Annotated in this window: 15 protein-coding genes; 5 read left to right on the forward strand and 10 right to left on the reverse strand. The window is 72.5% G+C overall.

From position 1 onward, the window contains the following. Window position 1 precedes the first annotated feature (1 nt). Window positions 2-1,819, forward strand: a complete 1,818-nt coding sequence (locus FHG71_RS12720) for a cation:proton antiporter domain-containing protein (protein ID WP_139082068.1) — start codon at window positions 2-4, stop codon at window positions 1,817-1,819. Here the strand turns inward: FHG71_RS12720 and cobT are convergent. Continuing rightward, entirely contained in the window at window positions 1,816-2,826 is a 1,011-nt protein-coding gene (gene cobT / locus FHG71_RS12725; protein ID WP_139082069.1) for a nicotinate-nucleotide--dimethylbenzimidazole phosphoribosyltransferase, read from the reverse strand. The genes FHG71_RS12720 and cobT overlap by 4 nt on opposite strands. Before the next feature lie 66 nt (window positions 2,827-2,892). Between cobT and cobS the strand changes: the two genes are divergently transcribed. Continuing rightward, window positions 2,893-3,642: an adenosylcobinamide-GDP ribazoletransferase gene (gene cobS / locus FHG71_RS12730; protein ID WP_139082070.1), complete on the forward strand. Its 750-nt coding sequence runs from the start codon at window positions 2,893-2,895 to the stop codon at window positions 3,640-3,642. Window positions 3,643-3,705: 63 nt separating this feature from the next. On the opposite strand, the gene FHG71_RS12735 is transcribed toward cobS, so the two are convergent. Beyond that, complete coding sequence (locus FHG71_RS12735; protein WP_139082071.1) at window positions 3,706-4,029, reverse strand: 2Fe-2S iron-sulfur cluster-binding protein; 324 nt, start codon at window positions 4,027-4,029, stop codon at window positions 3,706-3,708. 64 nt (window positions 4,030-4,093) lie between these two features. Here FHG71_RS12735 and FHG71_RS12740 point away from each other — a divergent pair, with 64 nt between their 5' ends. Further along, a complete protein-coding gene (locus FHG71_RS12740; RefSeq protein WP_139082072.1) occupies window positions 4,094-4,801 on the forward strand; it encodes a class I SAM-dependent methyltransferase in 708 nt (235 codons plus the stop codon). A gap of 56 nt (window positions 4,802-4,857) precedes the next feature. Here FHG71_RS12740 and FHG71_RS12745 read toward each other — a convergent pair whose 3' ends face one another. The 6 genes from FHG71_RS12745 to rpiA all read right to left on the reverse strand — a co-directional run bounded on the left by FHG71_RS12745 (window position 4,858) and on the right by rpiA (window position 11,416). Then, window positions 4,858-6,357: a Do family serine endopeptidase gene (locus FHG71_RS12745; protein WP_139082117.1), complete on the reverse strand. Its 1,500-nt coding sequence runs from the start codon at window positions 6,355-6,357 to the stop codon at window positions 4,858-4,860. A 241-nt stretch (window positions 6,358-6,598) separates the two neighbouring features. Next, entirely contained in the window at window positions 6,599-6,802 is a 204-nt protein-coding gene (locus FHG71_RS12750; RefSeq protein WP_139082073.1) for a DUF2065 family protein, read from the reverse strand. Continuing rightward, entirely contained in the window at window positions 6,802-7,872 is a 1,071-nt protein-coding gene (gene hflC / locus FHG71_RS12755; protein ID WP_139082074.1) for a protease modulator HflC, read from the reverse strand. Before hflC ends, FHG71_RS12750 begins: the two co-directional genes overlap by 1 nt. Window positions 7,873-7,874: 2 nt before the next feature. Then, window positions 7,875-9,107 carry an FtsH protease activity modulator HflK gene (gene hflK / locus FHG71_RS12760; protein WP_139082075.1) on the reverse strand — a complete coding sequence of 411 codons (1,233 nt, stop codon included), beginning with the start codon at window positions 9,105-9,107 and terminating at the stop codon, window positions 7,875-7,877. 135 nt (window positions 9,108-9,242) lie between these two features. Beyond that, on the reverse strand, window positions 9,243-10,661 hold the full coding sequence (gene gorA, locus FHG71_RS12765) for a glutathione-disulfide reductase (RefSeq protein ID WP_139082076.1): 1,419 nt from the start codon (window positions 10,659-10,661) through the stop codon (window positions 9,243-9,245). Continuing rightward, window positions 10,658-11,416, reverse strand: a complete 759-nt coding sequence (rpiA, locus tag FHG71_RS12770) for a ribose-5-phosphate isomerase RpiA (protein WP_139082077.1) — start codon at window positions 11,414-11,416, stop codon at window positions 10,658-10,660. The genes gorA and rpiA overlap by 4 nt, the downstream gene beginning before the upstream one ends. A 174-nt stretch (window positions 11,417-11,590) precedes the next feature. Here rpiA and FHG71_RS12775 point away from each other — a divergent pair, with 174 nt between their 5' ends. Together FHG71_RS12775 and FHG71_RS12780 are read left to right on the forward strand one after the other, a co-directional pair. Beyond that, window positions 11,591-12,286, forward strand: a complete 696-nt coding sequence (locus tag FHG71_RS12775; protein WP_139082078.1) for a glutathione S-transferase family protein — start codon at window positions 11,591-11,593, stop codon at window positions 12,284-12,286. Then, complete coding sequence (locus FHG71_RS12780) at window positions 12,286-13,659, forward strand: L-serine ammonia-lyase (protein WP_139082079.1); 1,374 nt, start codon at window positions 12,286-12,288, stop codon at window positions 13,657-13,659. The genes FHG71_RS12775 and FHG71_RS12780 overlap by 1 nt, the downstream gene beginning before the upstream one ends. Here FHG71_RS12780 and FHG71_RS12785 read toward each other — a convergent pair. Together FHG71_RS12785 and FHG71_RS12790 are read right to left on the reverse strand one after the other, a co-directional pair. Next, entirely contained in the window at window positions 13,640-14,629 is a 990-nt protein-coding gene (locus tag FHG71_RS12785) for an alpha/beta fold hydrolase (protein ID WP_139082080.1), read from the reverse strand. The genes FHG71_RS12780 and FHG71_RS12785 overlap by 20 nt on opposite strands. Beyond that, entirely contained in the window at window positions 14,622-14,912 is a 291-nt protein-coding gene (locus FHG71_RS12790; RefSeq protein WP_139082081.1) for an SCP2 sterol-binding domain-containing protein, read from the reverse strand. The genes FHG71_RS12785 and FHG71_RS12790 overlap by 8 nt, the downstream gene beginning before the upstream one ends. Window positions 14,913-14,968: the final 56 nt, after the last annotated feature.

The raw sequence follows: 14,968 nt of genomic DNA on the forward strand, positions 1-14,968 counted from the left end.
GATGGACAACCTCCTCCTCCAGGCCGCCATCTATCTCGGCACCGCCGTCCTGGCGGTGCCCCTTGCCGCGCGGCTGGGGTTGGGCTCGGTCCTGGGCTTCCTGGGCGCGGGCCTGCTGATCGGCCCCGTGCTGGGCCTCGTGGGCTCAGAGTCCGAGGACCTGCGCCATTTCGGCGAATACGGCATTGCCGTGATGCTCTTCCTCGTGGGGCTGGAGGTCTCGCCGCGCGCGCTGTGGGAGCTGCGTCACCGCCTGCTCGGCCTGGGCGGGCTGCAGGTGCTGCTGACCACGGCGGCCTTCGCGGGATGCAGCCTCTGGCTCGGGCATCCCTGGCCCACGGCGCTGACGCTGGGCATGGTGCTGGCGCTCTCCTCGACCGCTATCGTCGTGCAGACCCTGACCGAGAAGGGGCTCCTCGATACCGAGGGCGGGCGCTCGGGCTTCTCGGTGCTGCTCTTGCAGGACATCGCGGTGATCCCGATGCTGGCGGTGCTGCCGCTCCTCGCGGCGCGCGCGGTGCAGCCGGACCACGACTCGCTCAGCGTCGTCGAGGGTCTTCCGGCCTGGGCCACGACGCTCCTGATCCTGGGGGCCGTGGGGGCGGTGATCCTGACGGGGACCTTCCTCACCCGCCCGGTCTTCCGCTGGATCGGCCACGCGCGCCTGCGCGAGATCGACACCGCGCTCGCGCTCTTCATCGTGGTCTCGATCATGGTGCTGATGGAGCTGGTGGGCCTCTCGCCGGCGCTGGGCACCTTTCTTGCGGGCGTGGTCCTGGCAGGGTCCGAGTTCCGGCACGAGCTGGAAAGCGACCTCCAGCCCTTCAAGGGCCTGCTCCTGGGCCTGTTCTTCATCGGCATCGGCGCGGGCGTGAATGCCGACCGGCTTCTGGAGAACCCTGCGGCCTTCCTTGCGATGACGCTGGCCGTCATCGGCATCAAGGCCGCGATCCTCCTTGTCCTGGCGGTCCTGTTCCGCCTGCGGCGGCGCGACCGCTGGATCTTCTCCCTGGGTCTCGCGCAGGCGGGGGAGTTCGGCTTCGTGCTCGTGGCCTACGCCGCCACGCTGGGCGCGATCGGCGGCGAGATGGCCGAGAGGCTCTACCTCATCATCGCGCTGACGATGCTGGTCACGCCGCTTCTGTTCCTGGTGGTGCAGCGCGTCCTGCACGAGCGGGACGCGGCGCCCGCCCCGCCCGACCCCATCGACACCCGGCACCCCGTGATCCTGGCCGGGGTGGGCCGCTTCGGGCGCACCGTGGACCGGCTCCTGCGCAGCGCGGGACAGGACGCGGTGCTGCTCGACAACGACATGGCCAGCATCGAGCGGATGCGCGCCCTGGGCCGGCGGGCCTTCCTGGGCGATCCCACCCGGCCCGAAGTGCTCGAATCGGCCGGGCTCGTCGCGGCGCGGGTGCTGGTGGTGGCGCTGGACAACCCCGATTCGACGACCCGCGTCGTGGCGGCGGCGCGGCGTCGGCGGCCCGACCTGCGGATCGTCGCGCGCGCGCAGGACAGCACCCACGCCCATGCCCTGGTCCATGCCGGCGCCGACGAGGTGCTGCGCGAGGTCTTCGATTCGGCCCTGCGCGCCGGCCGCCACGTCCTCGAAGGGCTGGGCGTCGAGCCGCAGGAAGCCGCCGAGATCGAGAATGCCTTTGCCGGGCACGACCGGGCGGCGCTGCACGAGCTGGGCGAGCTCTGGCAACCCGGCCTGCCCATCGAGGAGAACGAGGCCTACCTCGCCCGCGCCCGCGCCTTCCACGAGGACCTGGAGGCCGCCATCACCGAGCGGCGCTCCCGCCCCCCGAACGGCTAGCCCGTCACCATCGCCTCCTCGAAGGTCGCCATGCCCGACTGGCAGGCGGCGGCCGCGCGCAGGACGGCGATGGCCAGCGTCCCGCCCGAGGCCTCGCCCAACCGCATCCCCAGCGTCAGGATCGGGTCCATCTCCAGCTTCAGGAGCATGTTGCGGTGGGCCATCTCGGCGCTCTGATGCCCCGCAACGGCGTGGTCCAGCGCGCCGGGCACGGCACGGGCCAGGACCGCCGCGGCTGCGGTGCAGATGAAACCGTCAAGGATGACGGGGATACGATCGACCCGCGCCCGCGCGATGGCGCCAGCCATGGCGGCGATCTCGCGCCCGCCCAGGCAGCGCAGCGCCTCCAGGGGCTCGTCCCGCGCGGCCGGGTTGGCCGCAAGCCCCGCGTCCACCGCCTCCAGCTTGCGCAGGATGCCGGCCTCGTCGACGCCGCTGCCCCGGCCGACCCAGTCGCGGGCCGTGCCGCCGAACAGCGCCGCGGCGATGGCGGCGGCGGCGGTCGTGTTGCCGATCCCCATCTCACCCGTCACGAGGAGGTCCGTCCCCTCCTCCACGGCGTCCCAGCCCGTGGCCAGCGCCGCCACGCACTCGGCCTCGCTCATGGCCGGACCTTCCGTGAAGTCCGCCGTGGGCCGATCAAGGTCGAGCGCATGGACCGTGAGCCGCGCGCCCACCGAGCGGGCGAGCTGGTTCACCGCTGCGCCGCCCGCCTGAAAGTTGGCCACCATCTGCGCCGTCACCTCGGCCGGGAAGGCCGAGACCGCGCGGGCCGTCACCCCATGGTTGCCCGCAAAGACCGCGACCTGCGGCTGGCGGATCTCTGGCCTCTCGGTCCCGTGCCACCCGGCCAGCCAGATCGCCAGCTCCTCAAGTCGCCCCAGCGCGCGGGGCGGCTTGGTCAGGCGGTCGTTGCGCGCCTCGGCCCGCGCGCGGGCGGCCTCGTCGCAGCCGGGCGCGGTGGCCAGGGCCTCGCGGAACCCGGCGAGCGTGGTGAAGGGGGCCATGTCTGTCCTCGTTGCCTTCTCGGTTGCGGCTCCCTAGAGCAGCGCAAACGAAAAGGAAATTCGGGTATGCCCCACCTTGCGCGGTCCTGGGCCGATGACGTGGCGGAGTCGCTGATGCTGCTCACGCGGCTGCCCGTCCCGTGGCGGCTCGCGGCGCCCCGAGGGGCCCGCGCCGCCTGGGCCTGGCCGCTTGCGGGGGCCGTGGTGGGCCTTCTCGCGGCGGGGGTCGCGGCGGGCGCGCTGGCGCTGGGCCTCGCGCCACCCGTGGCCGCGGCGCTGGCGCTCGCCGCCCAGGCGCTCGCCACCGGGGGCCTGCACGAGGACGGGCTGTCCGACAGCGCGGACGGGCTCTGGGGCGGCGCCACGCCCGAGCGGCGGCTGGAGATCATGAAGGACAGCCGCATCGGCAGCTACGGCGCGCTCGCCCTGGTCTTGGGCCTCCTGATCCGCTGGAGCGCTCTGGCCGCCCTCTTCGCCCAAGGTGCCGTCTGGGGCCCGGTCCTTGCCGCCGCCGCGCTCAGCCGCTGGCCGATGGCGCTCCTGCTCGGAGCCCTGCCCCCGGCGCGCGAGGGGGGTCTCGCGCGGCTCGTGGGCCGCCCCCAGGCCGGAACGCTGCTGCTGGGCGGCCTCGCCGCCCTCGTCCTGGCCCTCCTCGCTTCCGGAATCGCGGCGCTCGGCGCGGCGCTGGCCGTGGCGGCCATAGCTTGGGCCTGGACGCGCCTCGTGCGCGCCCGCCTCGGCGGCCAGACCGGCGACACCTGCGGCGCGGCCCAGCAGCTCTCCGAGATCGCCGCGCTCCTGGCCCTCTCGGCCTGAGCGCAGCCCATCAACCTGGCTCAGATACGCAACCATCCCGACTCATCGGCCGGGAGCGCGCTGTCAGATCTGGCGCTCGGGCATCTGCACCCGCAGCCCGTCCAACTCCGGCGTCACCTTGAGCTGGCAGGTCAGGCGCGACCGGACGGGATCGGGCTCGTAGGCGAAGTCGAGCATGTCCTCCTCCATCGGGTCCTTCCTGGGCAGCTTCCCGACCCAGGCCGCGTCGACATAGACGTGGCAGGTCGAGCAGGCGCAGGCGCCGCCGCAATCGGCCTCGATGCCGGGGATGCCGTTGTCGCGCGCCCCTTCCATGACGGTGAGGCCGTTCGGCACCTCCACCACATGCTCCTTGCCAGAGTGCTCGACATAGGTGATCCGGGCCATTCTCTTGCCTTCCCTTGGGCTGCCGGGCCTATCTAGGCCGGGGACGCGGAGGGTTCCAGAGGGCATGGCAGCGCGCGGCAGGCACGATCCCGACCCCGAGGCGGAACGCGCGGCCTCCGACTTCATTCGCGCGAACCTGCCCCTGACGGCCGTGCCGGGCACCGGCGTCCACCTGCACCTCGCGAGCCCCCGGAGCGGCCTGTCGCGGCTCGTGCCCCCGGGCGGGACACCTTACTGGGCCCATGCCTGGCCGGGCGGCGTCGCGCTGGCAACCCATCTCGCGCGGCACCCCGAACTGGTCCGGAACCGCAGCGCCGTCGAGATCGGCGCGGGCTCGGGGCTGGTCGCCATCGCCGCCGCGGTCCATGGGGCCAGCGACGTGGTCGCGCTCGACACCGATCCGCTCGCCGCCGTCGCGACGCGGCTCAACGCCGAAGCAAACGGGGTGGGTCGGCAGGTGCGGGCGATGACCGGGCCAAGGAAGCCCCACCGCGACCAGTCTCTCGTCCCCGCAGGCCTGCTGGCCCAACGGGACCCGCCCATCCTCCTCGTCGCGGACCTCTTCTACGACGCGACGCTCGCGGCTCATGTCGCCCGGACCCTCGACGCGCAACCGCCGCACGCGCTCACGCTCGTGGGCGATATCGGACGCCCGTTCCTGCCCCGCGACCGGCTGGAGCCGCTGGCCGCCTACCCCGTCCGCGACCTGGGCGACCCGCCAAGCGCCCCCTTGCGCGAGGGCTGGGTCTTCCGCTGGGTTTCCCGGCCCTGAAACGGGAAAGGGCGCCCGCATGGGGGCGCCCTCCCGGTCCCGTCTCGGGGGCCCGCTTACTGCTCGGGCTGCGCCTCGGGCTCGCCACCCTGCGGCTCCTCGACCGAGAGCGCCACGAAGCGGGGCTCGCCGCCGCGCCGCACCAGCAGGAGAACCGAGCGCCGCCCGGCCTCCTCGGCCGCCTGCACGGCCGCCTCGAAGTCCGCGACCGAGGCCACGGGCGCCTGGCCCGCCTCGGTGATGACGTCGCCCGGCAGCAGCCCCTTCTCGGCCGCGTCCGAGACCGGATCGACCTCGGTCACCACGAGACCCGTCGCGTCCTCGGGCAGGCCGAACTGCTGCGCCGCTTCGGGCGTCACGGTGGACAGGGTCATGCCCAGCAGCTCCGACGTCTGCGGCTCGCCGGGCTGCTCGGCCGAGGCGGGCTGCGCGGACTCGGCGTCCTCGCGGCGGCCCAGCGTGATGTCGAGCGTCACCCGCTCGCCGTCGCGCAGCACCTCCATGGGCACCGTCTCGCCCACGGGGGCCGAGCCCACGTTGCGCACCAGCTCGCGCGTGTCCTGGACCGGCGTGCCGTTGAAGCTCAGGATCACGTCGCCGGCCTCGACGCCCGCGTCCAGCGCCGGGCCTTCGGGAACGTCGGTCACCAGCGCGCCCGCGGTGCTTTCCAGGCCCTCGATGGCGTCCACCATGTCCGGCGTCACGTCCTGGATGCGCACGCCCAGCCAGCCGCGCCGCGTCTCGCCGAACTCGCGGAGCTGGTCGACCACGTCCGACACCACCGCCGAGGACATGGCGAAGCCGATGCCGATCGAGCCGCCGGTGGGCGACAGGATGGCGGTGTTCATGCCGATCACCTGGCCGTTCATGTCGAAGAGCGGCCCGCCCGAGTTGCCGCGGTTGATCGCGGCGTCGGTCTGGATGTAGTCGTCGTAGGTGCCCGACAGCTCCCGGTTGCGGGCCGAGATGATCCCGGCCGAGATCGAGAAGCCCTGGCCCAGCGGGTTGCCCATGGCGAGCACCCAGTCGCCCACCTCGGCCTCCGCGCCGTTCGAGTCGCCGAACTCCACGAAGGGCAGGTCGGCGCCGTCGACCTTGAGGAGCGCCACGTCGGTGTTGGGGTCGGTCCCCACCAGCGTTGCGGGCATGTCGGGCCCTTCGAAGAAGTCGATCAGGATCTCGTCGGCGCCTTCGATCACGTGGTTGTTCGTCACGATGTAGCCGTCGGCCGAGATGACGTAGCCCGAGCCCAGGGCCTGGCTGCGCTGCGGCCCGCCGCCGTTCGGGCCGCCGAACTCCTCGAAGAAGTCCTCGAAGGGCGAGCCCTCGGGGACCATGCCCTGCGGCCCAGCGTTCGCGGCGACGATGCTGGTCGTGGTGATGTTGACGACGGCCGGGCTCACCTGCCGCGCAAGGTCGGCGAAGCTCAGCGGCCGATTGTCCGTCCCGGTCGTGAGGGCGGGCTCCGAAGGAGTCAGCGAGGCGCTCGGGTCCTGGTCGCCCGGAACCGCGCTGTCCTGGTCCTGTGCCGTGGTGTCCTGGGCCGTCACCGGCATGACCTGGGTGAGGGCGATGGCGGTCCCGAGCAGCAGCGCGGCCGCGCCCGTCGGACGCTGGGCGAGGGTGTTGGCGAGGGTCTTGAGTGTCACGAGCGGCTCCTTGATTGGCGACGCAACGCCGCCGGAATGAGGGCGGCCCCGGGATGCGCCCCTGGGGTCGTTGGACGCGACCATCAACCTAGGGGCCGGGAAGCTCAACGCAAAGACCCCTCGCAGGGCGTCAAGACGGTGTGAAGGGTCAGAGAGGAAAACCGCCGGCCATCCGCCCCGCCCAGACGAGCGCGAGGCCGAGGGCGAGCGCCGCAAGGCCCGCAAGCCGCCGCGTCTCCATCGGCAGCCCCCGGACCACGAGGAGGAAGCGCTCCACCATCTGGGGCGCGAGGGCCCAGATCAGGCCCTCGACCACCAGGGTCAGGCCGACCCCCAGGAACACCCAGGCCATCAGGGGGCCGGAGCGTCGGTCGCGGCAGCCGCGTCATCGTTCGCCGGGGCGACGATCGCCGGCGCGTCCAGCGTCACGGTCGCGGTGCCGGCCTGCTCCGTGGCCGGAGCCTCCGTCGCGGCGGCTGCGCTGTCCTCCGTCGCGGCCTCGGCGGCCGGAGCGGCTTCCCCGGCCGGGGCCGCGGCGGTGCCCGTTCCTTCCCCGGCGCCGTAGAGGTAGTTGAAGAAGGCGTTGTCGGGCGTCATCACCATGGTCGAGTTGCTGCCCCGCAGCGCCGACACATAGGCTTGCATCGAGCGATAGAACTGGAAGAACTCGGGGTCCTGTCCATAGGCCTCGGCGAAGACGCGGTTGGCCTCGGCGTCGGCCTCGCCTCGGGTGATCTGCGCGTCGCGCTCGGCTTCCGAGATGGTCTCGGTCACGGTGCGGTCGGCGGTGGCGCGGATGCGCTGCGCGGCCTCGTTGCCGCGGGCGATCTCGTCGGCGGCCTCGCGCTCGCGCTCGGCCCGCATCCGGGCGAAGGTGGCTTCCAGGTTCTGCGCGGGCAGGTTCGTGGCCTTGAGCCGCACGTCGATCACGTCGAGCCCCAGCGTTTGGGCCTCGGCCTCCGCCCCGTCGCGGATGCGGTTCATCAGCGACCGGCGGTCAGCCGACAGGATCGTGTCCGAGGTGACCTGATCGCTACCCAGCACGGCGCGGATCTGCGCGTTCAGGATGTTGTTGAGCAGGTTCTCGGCCGTCGCGAGGCCCCCGGCGCCCACGGCTTGGCGGAACCGCACGGGGTCGTCGATCCGGTAGCGCGCGAAGGCGTCGACCACGAGGCGGCGGTCGTCCGAGGGCGTGACCTCGATCGTCTCGGTGTCGAGGCTCAGGATGCGGTCGTCATAGGTCACGACCTGCTGGATGAAGGGGACCTTGAGCCCGAGCCCCGGCTCTTCTCGGACCTGGCGGATCTGGCCGAACTGCAGCACGAGCGCCTTCTCGCGCTCGTCGACGACGTAGATGGAGGACACGAGCAGCACCAGGGCGACACCCAGCGCGACCAGGAGGGCGGTGGCGGAGCGGCGCATGGTCAGTTCCCCGTGGCGGTGGTGGTGGCCGAAGCGGCCGGAGAGGCGGTGCCGGTGATGTTGGCGGGCGCCTGCGGCGCGGCCGCGGGGGCCGGCTGCCGCATGATCTGGTCGAGCGGCAGGAAGGGCACGACGCCTTGGCTGCCGTCCGCCCCGGCGACGGAGGGATCGAGGATGATCTTGTCCACGTTGCCCAAGACGCGTTCCATCGTCTCTAGGTAGATGCGCTCGCGCGTGACGTCCTCGGCGTTGCGGTACTCGCCCAGCACCGCCTGGAAGCGCGACGCCTCGCCGACCGCGTTGTTCACGGTCTGGGCGCGGTAGGCCTCGGCCTGCTCGATCACCTGCGCGGCCTGGCCGCGCGATTCGGCCAGAACCCGGTTGGCGTAGGCGTCCGCCTGCCGCTGGAGACGGTCGCGCTCCTGCTCGGCCGCCTGCACGGCGCGGAAGGCGTCGATGACCTCGGTCGGCGGGTCGGCGCGGCCCAGCGTGACGCGGACCACGTTGATGCCGCTGTCATAGGCGTCGAGCGAGGCCTGGATGTTCTCGCGCGCGGTGGCGGCGATCTCGGCGCGGTCGCGGTTGAGGATCGGCGCGAGGTTCGAGGCCGCGATGATCTCGCGCATGACCGATTCGGAAACCGCGCGCACCGTTCCTTCGGGATCGGCGATGTTGAACAGCATCCGCGCCGGATCGTTGACGTTCCAGGTCACCTGGAAGCCGATGTCCACGATGTTGGCGTCGGTCGTGAGCATCAGCCCGTCCTCGACCTGCCCGCCGCCGTTGGCGCCCGCGGCGACCGAGCCCAGGTTCTCCGTGCGTTCGGTGGTGGTGGCGACGACCTCGTAGGTCACGACCGGCCAGGGGGCGAAGTTCAGGCCCGGCTCGCCGGTGTCCGAGTAGCTCCCCAGGAACAGCTCGACCGAGCGTTCCTGCGGCTGCACCGTGTAGAAGGACATGAAGGCCCACAGGAGCGCCACCGCCCCGGCCCCGATCAGCAGCGTGCCCCGCGTCACGCGCGGCCCGTCGCCGCCACGGTTCGGGGGCGGAAAGCCGCCGCGCCCGCCCATCAGCACGCGGAGCTGCTCGCGCCCGCGATTCATGAGCTGGTCGATCTCGGGGATCGGGGGCCCCTCGCCCGGACGCCGGGGCGGGCGCCTGTCGTCGGGACGACGGTCGTCATCCCCCCCGCCGCCGCTGCCGCGATTGCCGCCCCACGGACCTCCGTTCGCCATCCTGAAACCCCTCTTCCTGTCGCCCCTTAGCTGGTCACGCTTGTGCGAAAAGACAACCCCGGGGACCCGTCACGCAAGGGCGAGGCGGGCGGGAACGCCGCGTGATGCGTCCTGCGTGCCGCGCCCGATCCGCAATCAACCCCGGCGGACCGGCGCGCGCAGGGTCACGATCTCCTCGGCCATCGTGGGATGGACGGCGACCGTGCGGTCGAAGTCCTCCTTGGTCGCGCCCATCCTGATCGCCACGGCGGCGAGCTGGATCATCTCGCCCGCCTCGGGGGCGACGATGTGGCAGCCCAGCACCCGGCGCGTGGCCTGGCTCACGATCAGCTTCATCAGCACCCGCTCGGGCCGCCCGGCAAAGGCCGACCGCATCGGGCGGAAGGTGGTGGCGTAAACATCGACCGGCTCCTGCGCGCGGGCCTGCTCCTCGGTCAGCCCCACCGCCCCGTATTCCGGCTGGGTGAAGATGGCCGAGGGGATCATCCTGTGGTCGACCGGCGTGGGCCGGCCGTGGAACACCGTCTCGACGAAGCACATGGCGTCGCGGATCGCCACCGGGGTCAGCGCGGGCCGCCCGGTCACGTCGCCGATGGCGAAGACCGACGGCACCTTGGTCTGCGAATACTCGTCCACCGGCACGTAGCCGCCGCGCGACAGCTCGACCCCGATCTCCTCCAGCCCCAGACCCCGGCTGTTGGGATCGCGCCCCGTCGCGAAGAGCACGGCGTCATACACCTTCTCGACGCCCATCGTGGTCTTGACCTTCACGGGCCCCCGGGCCGGCGCGACCTTCCTCGCGACCAGCATCTCGCCCGCCGGCATGTCGAAGTCCTCGTCGGGCGCGCCCATCAGGGCGATGTCGGTCCCCGTGTGCAGGTCGACCCCCCGCTGCCGGATGGACTCGGCCACGAGGCCCCGCGCCTCCTCGTCGAAGCCCCGCAGGATCTGCGCGCCGCGGTAGATCTGCGTGACCTCCACGCCCAGCCCGTTCAGGATGCAGGCCATCTCGCAGGCGATGTAGCCGCCGCCCACGATCAGGATGCTCTTCGGCAGCTCCTCCATCAGGAACACGTCGTCCGACACCATCCCCATCTCGGCGCAGGGCATCTCGGGCCGGTTGGGCCGCCCGCCGGTGGCGATCAGGATATGCGCGGCCGTCACGGTCTCTCCGGTGGACAGCCGCACCGTGTGCGGGTCCTCCAGCACCGCCCGCGCGGCATGGACCTTGACCCCCGACCCGTCGAGCATCCGGCCGTAGACCCCCTCCAGCCGGTCCAGCTCCGAATGCAGGTGCGCCCGGAACGACGGCCAGTCGAAGGCGCCTTCCCCGAAGGTCCAGCCGTAGCGCAGCGCCGTCTCGTGCACCTCGGAAAACTGCGAGGCGAAGACCATGAGCTTCTTGGGCACGCAGCCCCGGATCACGCAGGTCCCGCCCAGCCGGCTTTCCTCGGCCAGCGCCACTTTGGCGCCCGTCTGCGCCGCCATTCGCGCCGCCCGGACCCCGCCCGAGCCGCCGCCGATCACGAAAAGGTCGAGGTCGAAGGCCATCACACCACCTCCCGGAAGATGTTGTCGCCGTCCTGCGCCGCGCCCGGGTCCACGACCTCGGCGCGCCCGTCCGCGTGACCGATCACCAGCGTGTCGGCGATCCCCAGGAACAGCCCGTTCTCCACGACGCCGGGGATCTGGTTGAGACGCAGTGCCAGCGCCAGCGGGTCGCCGATGCGCCCCAGGTGCAGGTCGAGGATGCGGTTGCCCTCGTCGGTGACGAAGGGCTGGCCGTCGCGCAGCCGCAGCTCGACCCGCCGCCCGTCCACGTCGAGCCCGGCGATCGCCTCCTCGATCAGCCGCCGGGTCGAGGACAGCCCGAAGGGGATCACCTCCACGGGCAGCGGAAAGGCCCCCAGCACCGGCACGCGCTTGCCCGCGTCGGCGATGACGACGACACGATCGGCGGCGGTGGCCACGATCTTCTCCCACAGAAGCGCGCCGCCCCCGCCCTTGATGAGGTTCAGCCGGGGGTCCGCCTCGTCCGCCCCGTCGATGCAGATGTCGAGCCGCCCGGTCTCCTCCAGCGTCGCCACCTCGATCCCCTCTTCGCGCGCCAGCCGCGCCGTCTGGGCCGAGGTCGGCACCCCGACGATGCGCAGCCCCTCCTCGCGCATCCGCTCGCCCAGGCGGCGGACGAGGAAGGCGGCGGTGGAGCCGGTGCCCAGCCCGACCTTCATGCCCGATTCGACGAACTCCGCGGCCTTGAGCGCGCTCGCGCGCTTGGCGAGATCGGAGGAGGACAGCGTGTCGGTCATGGGGGCCTCGGACATCTTCTGGTGCCCGTGGGTATAGGCCGGGCGGACAGCAAGGGCGAGTCCCGCCGCCCGCCCGGCCGTCCGACCTTGGGCGCAGGCGCGTCTGCCCCCTTCGGCTCCGGAAGCGTCGCTTTCCGACGCTTCCCCGCCGCGCGGCGTGAAAGGATGCGCGCCATGATCCCCCTCCGCCTCCACTACGCCCCCGACAACGCCTCCCTCTGCGTGCGCCTCGCGCTGCTGCGCGCCGGGGTGCCGTTCGAGACCGTCCTCGTGGACCGCCGCAGCCGCGCGCAGGACGGGGCCGCCTATCGTGCCGTGAACCCGAACGGCCTCATCCCCGCGCTGGAAACGTCCGACGGCCCGATCTGGGAAACGGGCGCGATCCTTCTCTGGCTCGCGGACCGCCATGGCGCGGACCTCGTGTCCGGCCCCGACCACCCCGACCGGGGCGCGGTGCTGGCCTGGCTCTTCTGGCTGTCCAACACCCTGCACCCGGCGCTGCGGATGCTGTTCTACCCCGAGCGGCACGTGACCGGCGACACCGGTCCGCTCGTCGCCCGCACCCGCGAGCGGGTCGCCGCCATGCTCGACATCCTGGAGGAGGGCAGCACCCGGCTCGGCCGCTGGCTCGGGGCCGGGGAGTCCTCGATCCTCGACTGCTATCTCTGCCCCATGCTGCGCTGGCTCGCGCTCTATCCCGTGGGGGACGCCGCATGGTTCGACCTTGCGCGCTGGCCTCGCCTGCACGATATCGCCCGCCGAATGGACGACCGGCCCGAGACGCGGGCCGCCACCGCCGCCGAGGGCCTGGGACCCACGCCCTTCAGCGCCCCTTCCCTCCCCAACCCGCCCGAAGGCAGCGCCCTCTGATGTTCCTTTCCGTCTTCGACATGTTCAAGGTCGGCATCGGCCCGTCCTCCTCGCACACCATGGGCCCCATGGTCGCGGGGGCGCGCTTCCTCGACCTGCTGCGCGCGCAGCCCTTCCGGGTCGCGGGGCTCCGGGCCTCGCTCCACGGCAGCCTCGCCTTCACCGGCGTAGGCCACGCGACCGACCGCGCCACGATCCTCGGCCTCGCGGGCTTCATCCCCTCGGACTACGACGCCGAGAAGGCCGAGGCCGCGCTCGCCCGCATCCGCGACACCCACGAGGTCGCGCCCGAGGGGCTGCCCCCCCTGCGCTTCGACCCCGCCAAGGACCTTGTCTTCGACTACGGCCCCGCCCTCCCCGGCCACGCCAACGGCATGATCCTCAGGGGCACCGACGCGCAGGGCGACGTCATCGTGGAGGAGACCTACTACTCCATCGGCGGCGGCTTCGTCCTGACCGCCGAGGAACTGGCCGGAGGCAAGGCCACCGAGGACGGCCCGCCCGTTCCCTACCCCTTCGACACCGCCGAATCGATGCTGCGAATGTCGCGCGACTCGGGCCTCTCCATCGCCGAGATGAAGCGCCGCAACGAACTGACACGCCTGGACGCCCGCGCGCTCGACAAGGGCCTCGCCCGCATCTGGGAGGTGATGAACGCCTGCATCGACCGGGGCCTCGCCTCCGAGGGCATCCTGCCCGGCGGCCTGAAGGTCAAGCGCCGCGCCATGGGCATCCACCGCTCGCTTCTCGCGGAACGTGGCCTGAACCTCACCGCGCCCCATACGATCAACGACTGGATGTCCGCCTACGCCATGGCGGTGAACGAGGAGAACGCCGCCGGCGGGCAGGTCGTCACCGCGCCCACCAACGGCGCGGCGGGCGTGGTCCCGGCCGTCATCCGCTACTGGCTCGACCACGTGCCGGGCGCGTCCAGCCGCGACGTTCCCGACTTCCTGCTCACGGCCGCGGCCATCGGCGGGCTCATCAAGTACAACGCCTCGATCTCGGGGGCCGAATGCGGCTGCCAGGCCGAGGTGGGCTCGGCCTCGGCCATGGCCGCCGCCGGACTGGCCGCCGTCCTGGGCGGCACCCCCATGCAGGTCGAGAACGCCGCCGAGATCGCGCTGGAGCACCACCTCGGCATGACCTGCGACCCGGTGAAGGGCCTCGTGCAGGTCCCCTGCATCGAACGGAACGGCCTGGGCGCCATCAAGGCGGTTTCCGCCGCATCCCTGTCCCTGCGCGGTGACGGCACGCATCTCGTACCGCTGGATGCCGCGATCGAGACCATGCGCCAGACGGGCCGCGACATGCACGAGAAGTACAAGGAAACCTCGCTGGGCGGCCTCGCGGTCAACGTCCCGAACTGCTGACCGCCGCCTCGAAATGGGCGGCGATGGCGCCGATGGCCTGCGCCCGCAGGCGCGGCGCCTCCATCAGCGGCTCGTGCCGCGCGCCCGCCAGCACGAGGAGCTTCGCCTCGGGCCAGGACCGCAGCCGCCGCCGCACACGGGCGGGATCGACCACCACCTCGTCGGACCCCATGACCACCAGCACCGGCACCTTCGGCGCGGGCACCCGCAAGAGCGCCGCCATCTCGCGCAGCGCCTCGTTGGTCCAATGGAGCGACGACCGCCCGGTGGCCAGCTCCGGGTGCGCCGCCAGATGCCCCCGCATCCATTCAAAGGTCTCGCGGTCGGTGGTCAGCGTGTTCCCCGCGAAGTCGCAGCACAGCAGGTAGGGCACCCCGTCCCGCCCCGCCGCCACGATCTCGCGCAGCCGCAGCCGGGGGGCGTCCTCGGGCGGCAGCACCCGGTCCACGATCCGCCGCACGCCGGGCGGCAGCCCCTCGGGCGGGCGCAGCGCGGGACGAAAGCCCGCCATCGACAGCCCCCACATCGGCGCCGAGAAGGCCGCCGACGCGACCCCCAACCCCTCGTGCAGAGCCCGGAGCCCGATCGCGCCCCCCATGGAATGCGCGAGCAGGAACCACGGCTCGGGCAGGCCCAGCGCGCGTCCCTCGGCCACCAGGGCGGCCACGTCCTTCTGGTAATCGCGGAAGGGCCCCTCCACCATGGGACGCTCGGACAGCCCCTGCCCCCGCCAGTCGCAGGTCAGCGTCGCCCAGCCCCGCGCCCGCAGGTCGAGCGCGAGGCGCGCGTACTTCTCCACGTGCTCGCCGCGTCCGGTGAACACCAGCACCGTGCCGCGCGGCGCGTCCCGCCCCCAATGGGCGAGCCTCAGCCGCAGCCCGTCCGGCGCCTCGGCCCAGGTCGCCGCGCCGTCCGCCGGCCCGCTCCGGTCAAAAAGCGGCGCGGGCCCCCATCCCGCTCCGTCAGCCAAGCGCCGAGGCGAGCCGCATGGCCGCCCCCATGTCGCCGTCGAGAGCGAGCTTGCCCGACATGAAGGCCGAGGTCGGGTTCAGCGCCCCCGAGATGATGTCGCGGAAGGTCTCGGGCGTGGCGGTGAAGGTCACCTCGGCCGGGCCCTCGCCCTTCCGCGCCTCGCCCCGGTCGAGGAAGATGCTCCCCTCGCCGGTCAGGACGAACATGGCGGTGCCGTCGTAGCTGCGCCCCTCCATCCGCCGGTTCAGCTCCTCGACCGCCTGATCCAGGATCGCGCTCATTGTGGTCCCTCCGCGTTGTGATGCCCGGCCCCTTGGTTTTGCCACGGGACAGGCTA

The sequence above is a fragment of the Rubellimicrobium roseum genome, assembly GCF_006152145.1.
Taxonomy (GTDB): Bacteria; Pseudomonadota; Alphaproteobacteria; order Rhodobacterales; family Rhodobacteraceae; genus Rubellimicrobium; species Rubellimicrobium roseum.

Coding starts and splice junctions, on each gene's coding strand:
- FHG71_RS12720 (WP_139082068.1), top strand. CDS start 2: ATGGACAACCTCCTCCTCCAGGCCGCCATCTATCTCGGCACCGCCGTC.
- cobT (WP_139082069.1), bottom strand. CDS start 2,826: ATGGCCCCCTTCACCACGCTCGCCGGGTTCCGCGAGGCCCTGGCCACC.
- cobS (WP_139082070.1), top strand. CDS start 2,893: ATGCCCCACCTTGCGCGGTCCTGGGCCGATGACGTGGCGGAGTCGCTG.
- FHG71_RS12735 (WP_139082071.1), bottom strand. CDS start 4,029: ATGGCCCGGATCACCTATGTCGAGCACTCTGGCAAGGAGCATGTGGTG.
- FHG71_RS12740 (WP_139082072.1), top strand. CDS start 4,094: ATGGCAGCGCGCGGCAGGCACGATCCCGACCCCGAGGCGGAACGCGCG.
- FHG71_RS12745 (WP_139082117.1), bottom strand. CDS start 6,357: ATGCCGGTGACGGCCCAGGACACCACGGCACAGGACCAGGACAGCGCG.
- FHG71_RS12750 (WP_139082073.1), bottom strand. CDS start 6,802: ATGGCCTGGGTGTTCCTGGGGGTCGGCCTGACCCTGGTGGTCGAGGGC.
- hflC (WP_139082074.1), bottom strand. CDS start 7,872: ATGCGCCGCTCCGCCACCGCCCTCCTGGTCGCGCTGGGTGTCGCCCTG.
- hflK (WP_139082075.1), bottom strand. CDS start 9,107: ATGGCGAACGGAGGTCCGTGGGGCGGCAATCGCGGCAGCGGCGGCGGG.
- rpiA (WP_139082077.1), bottom strand. CDS start 11,416: ATGACCGACACGCTGTCCTCCTCCGATCTCGCCAAGCGCGCGAGCGCG.
- FHG71_RS12775 (WP_139082078.1), top strand. CDS start 11,591: ATGATCCCCCTCCGCCTCCACTACGCCCCCGACAACGCCTCCCTCTGC.
- FHG71_RS12780 (WP_139082079.1), top strand. CDS start 12,286: ATGTTCCTTTCCGTCTTCGACATGTTCAAGGTCGGCATCGGCCCGTCC.
- FHG71_RS12790 (WP_139082081.1), bottom strand. CDS start 14,912: ATGAGCGCGATCCTGGATCAGGCGGTCGAGGAGCTGAACCGGCGGATG.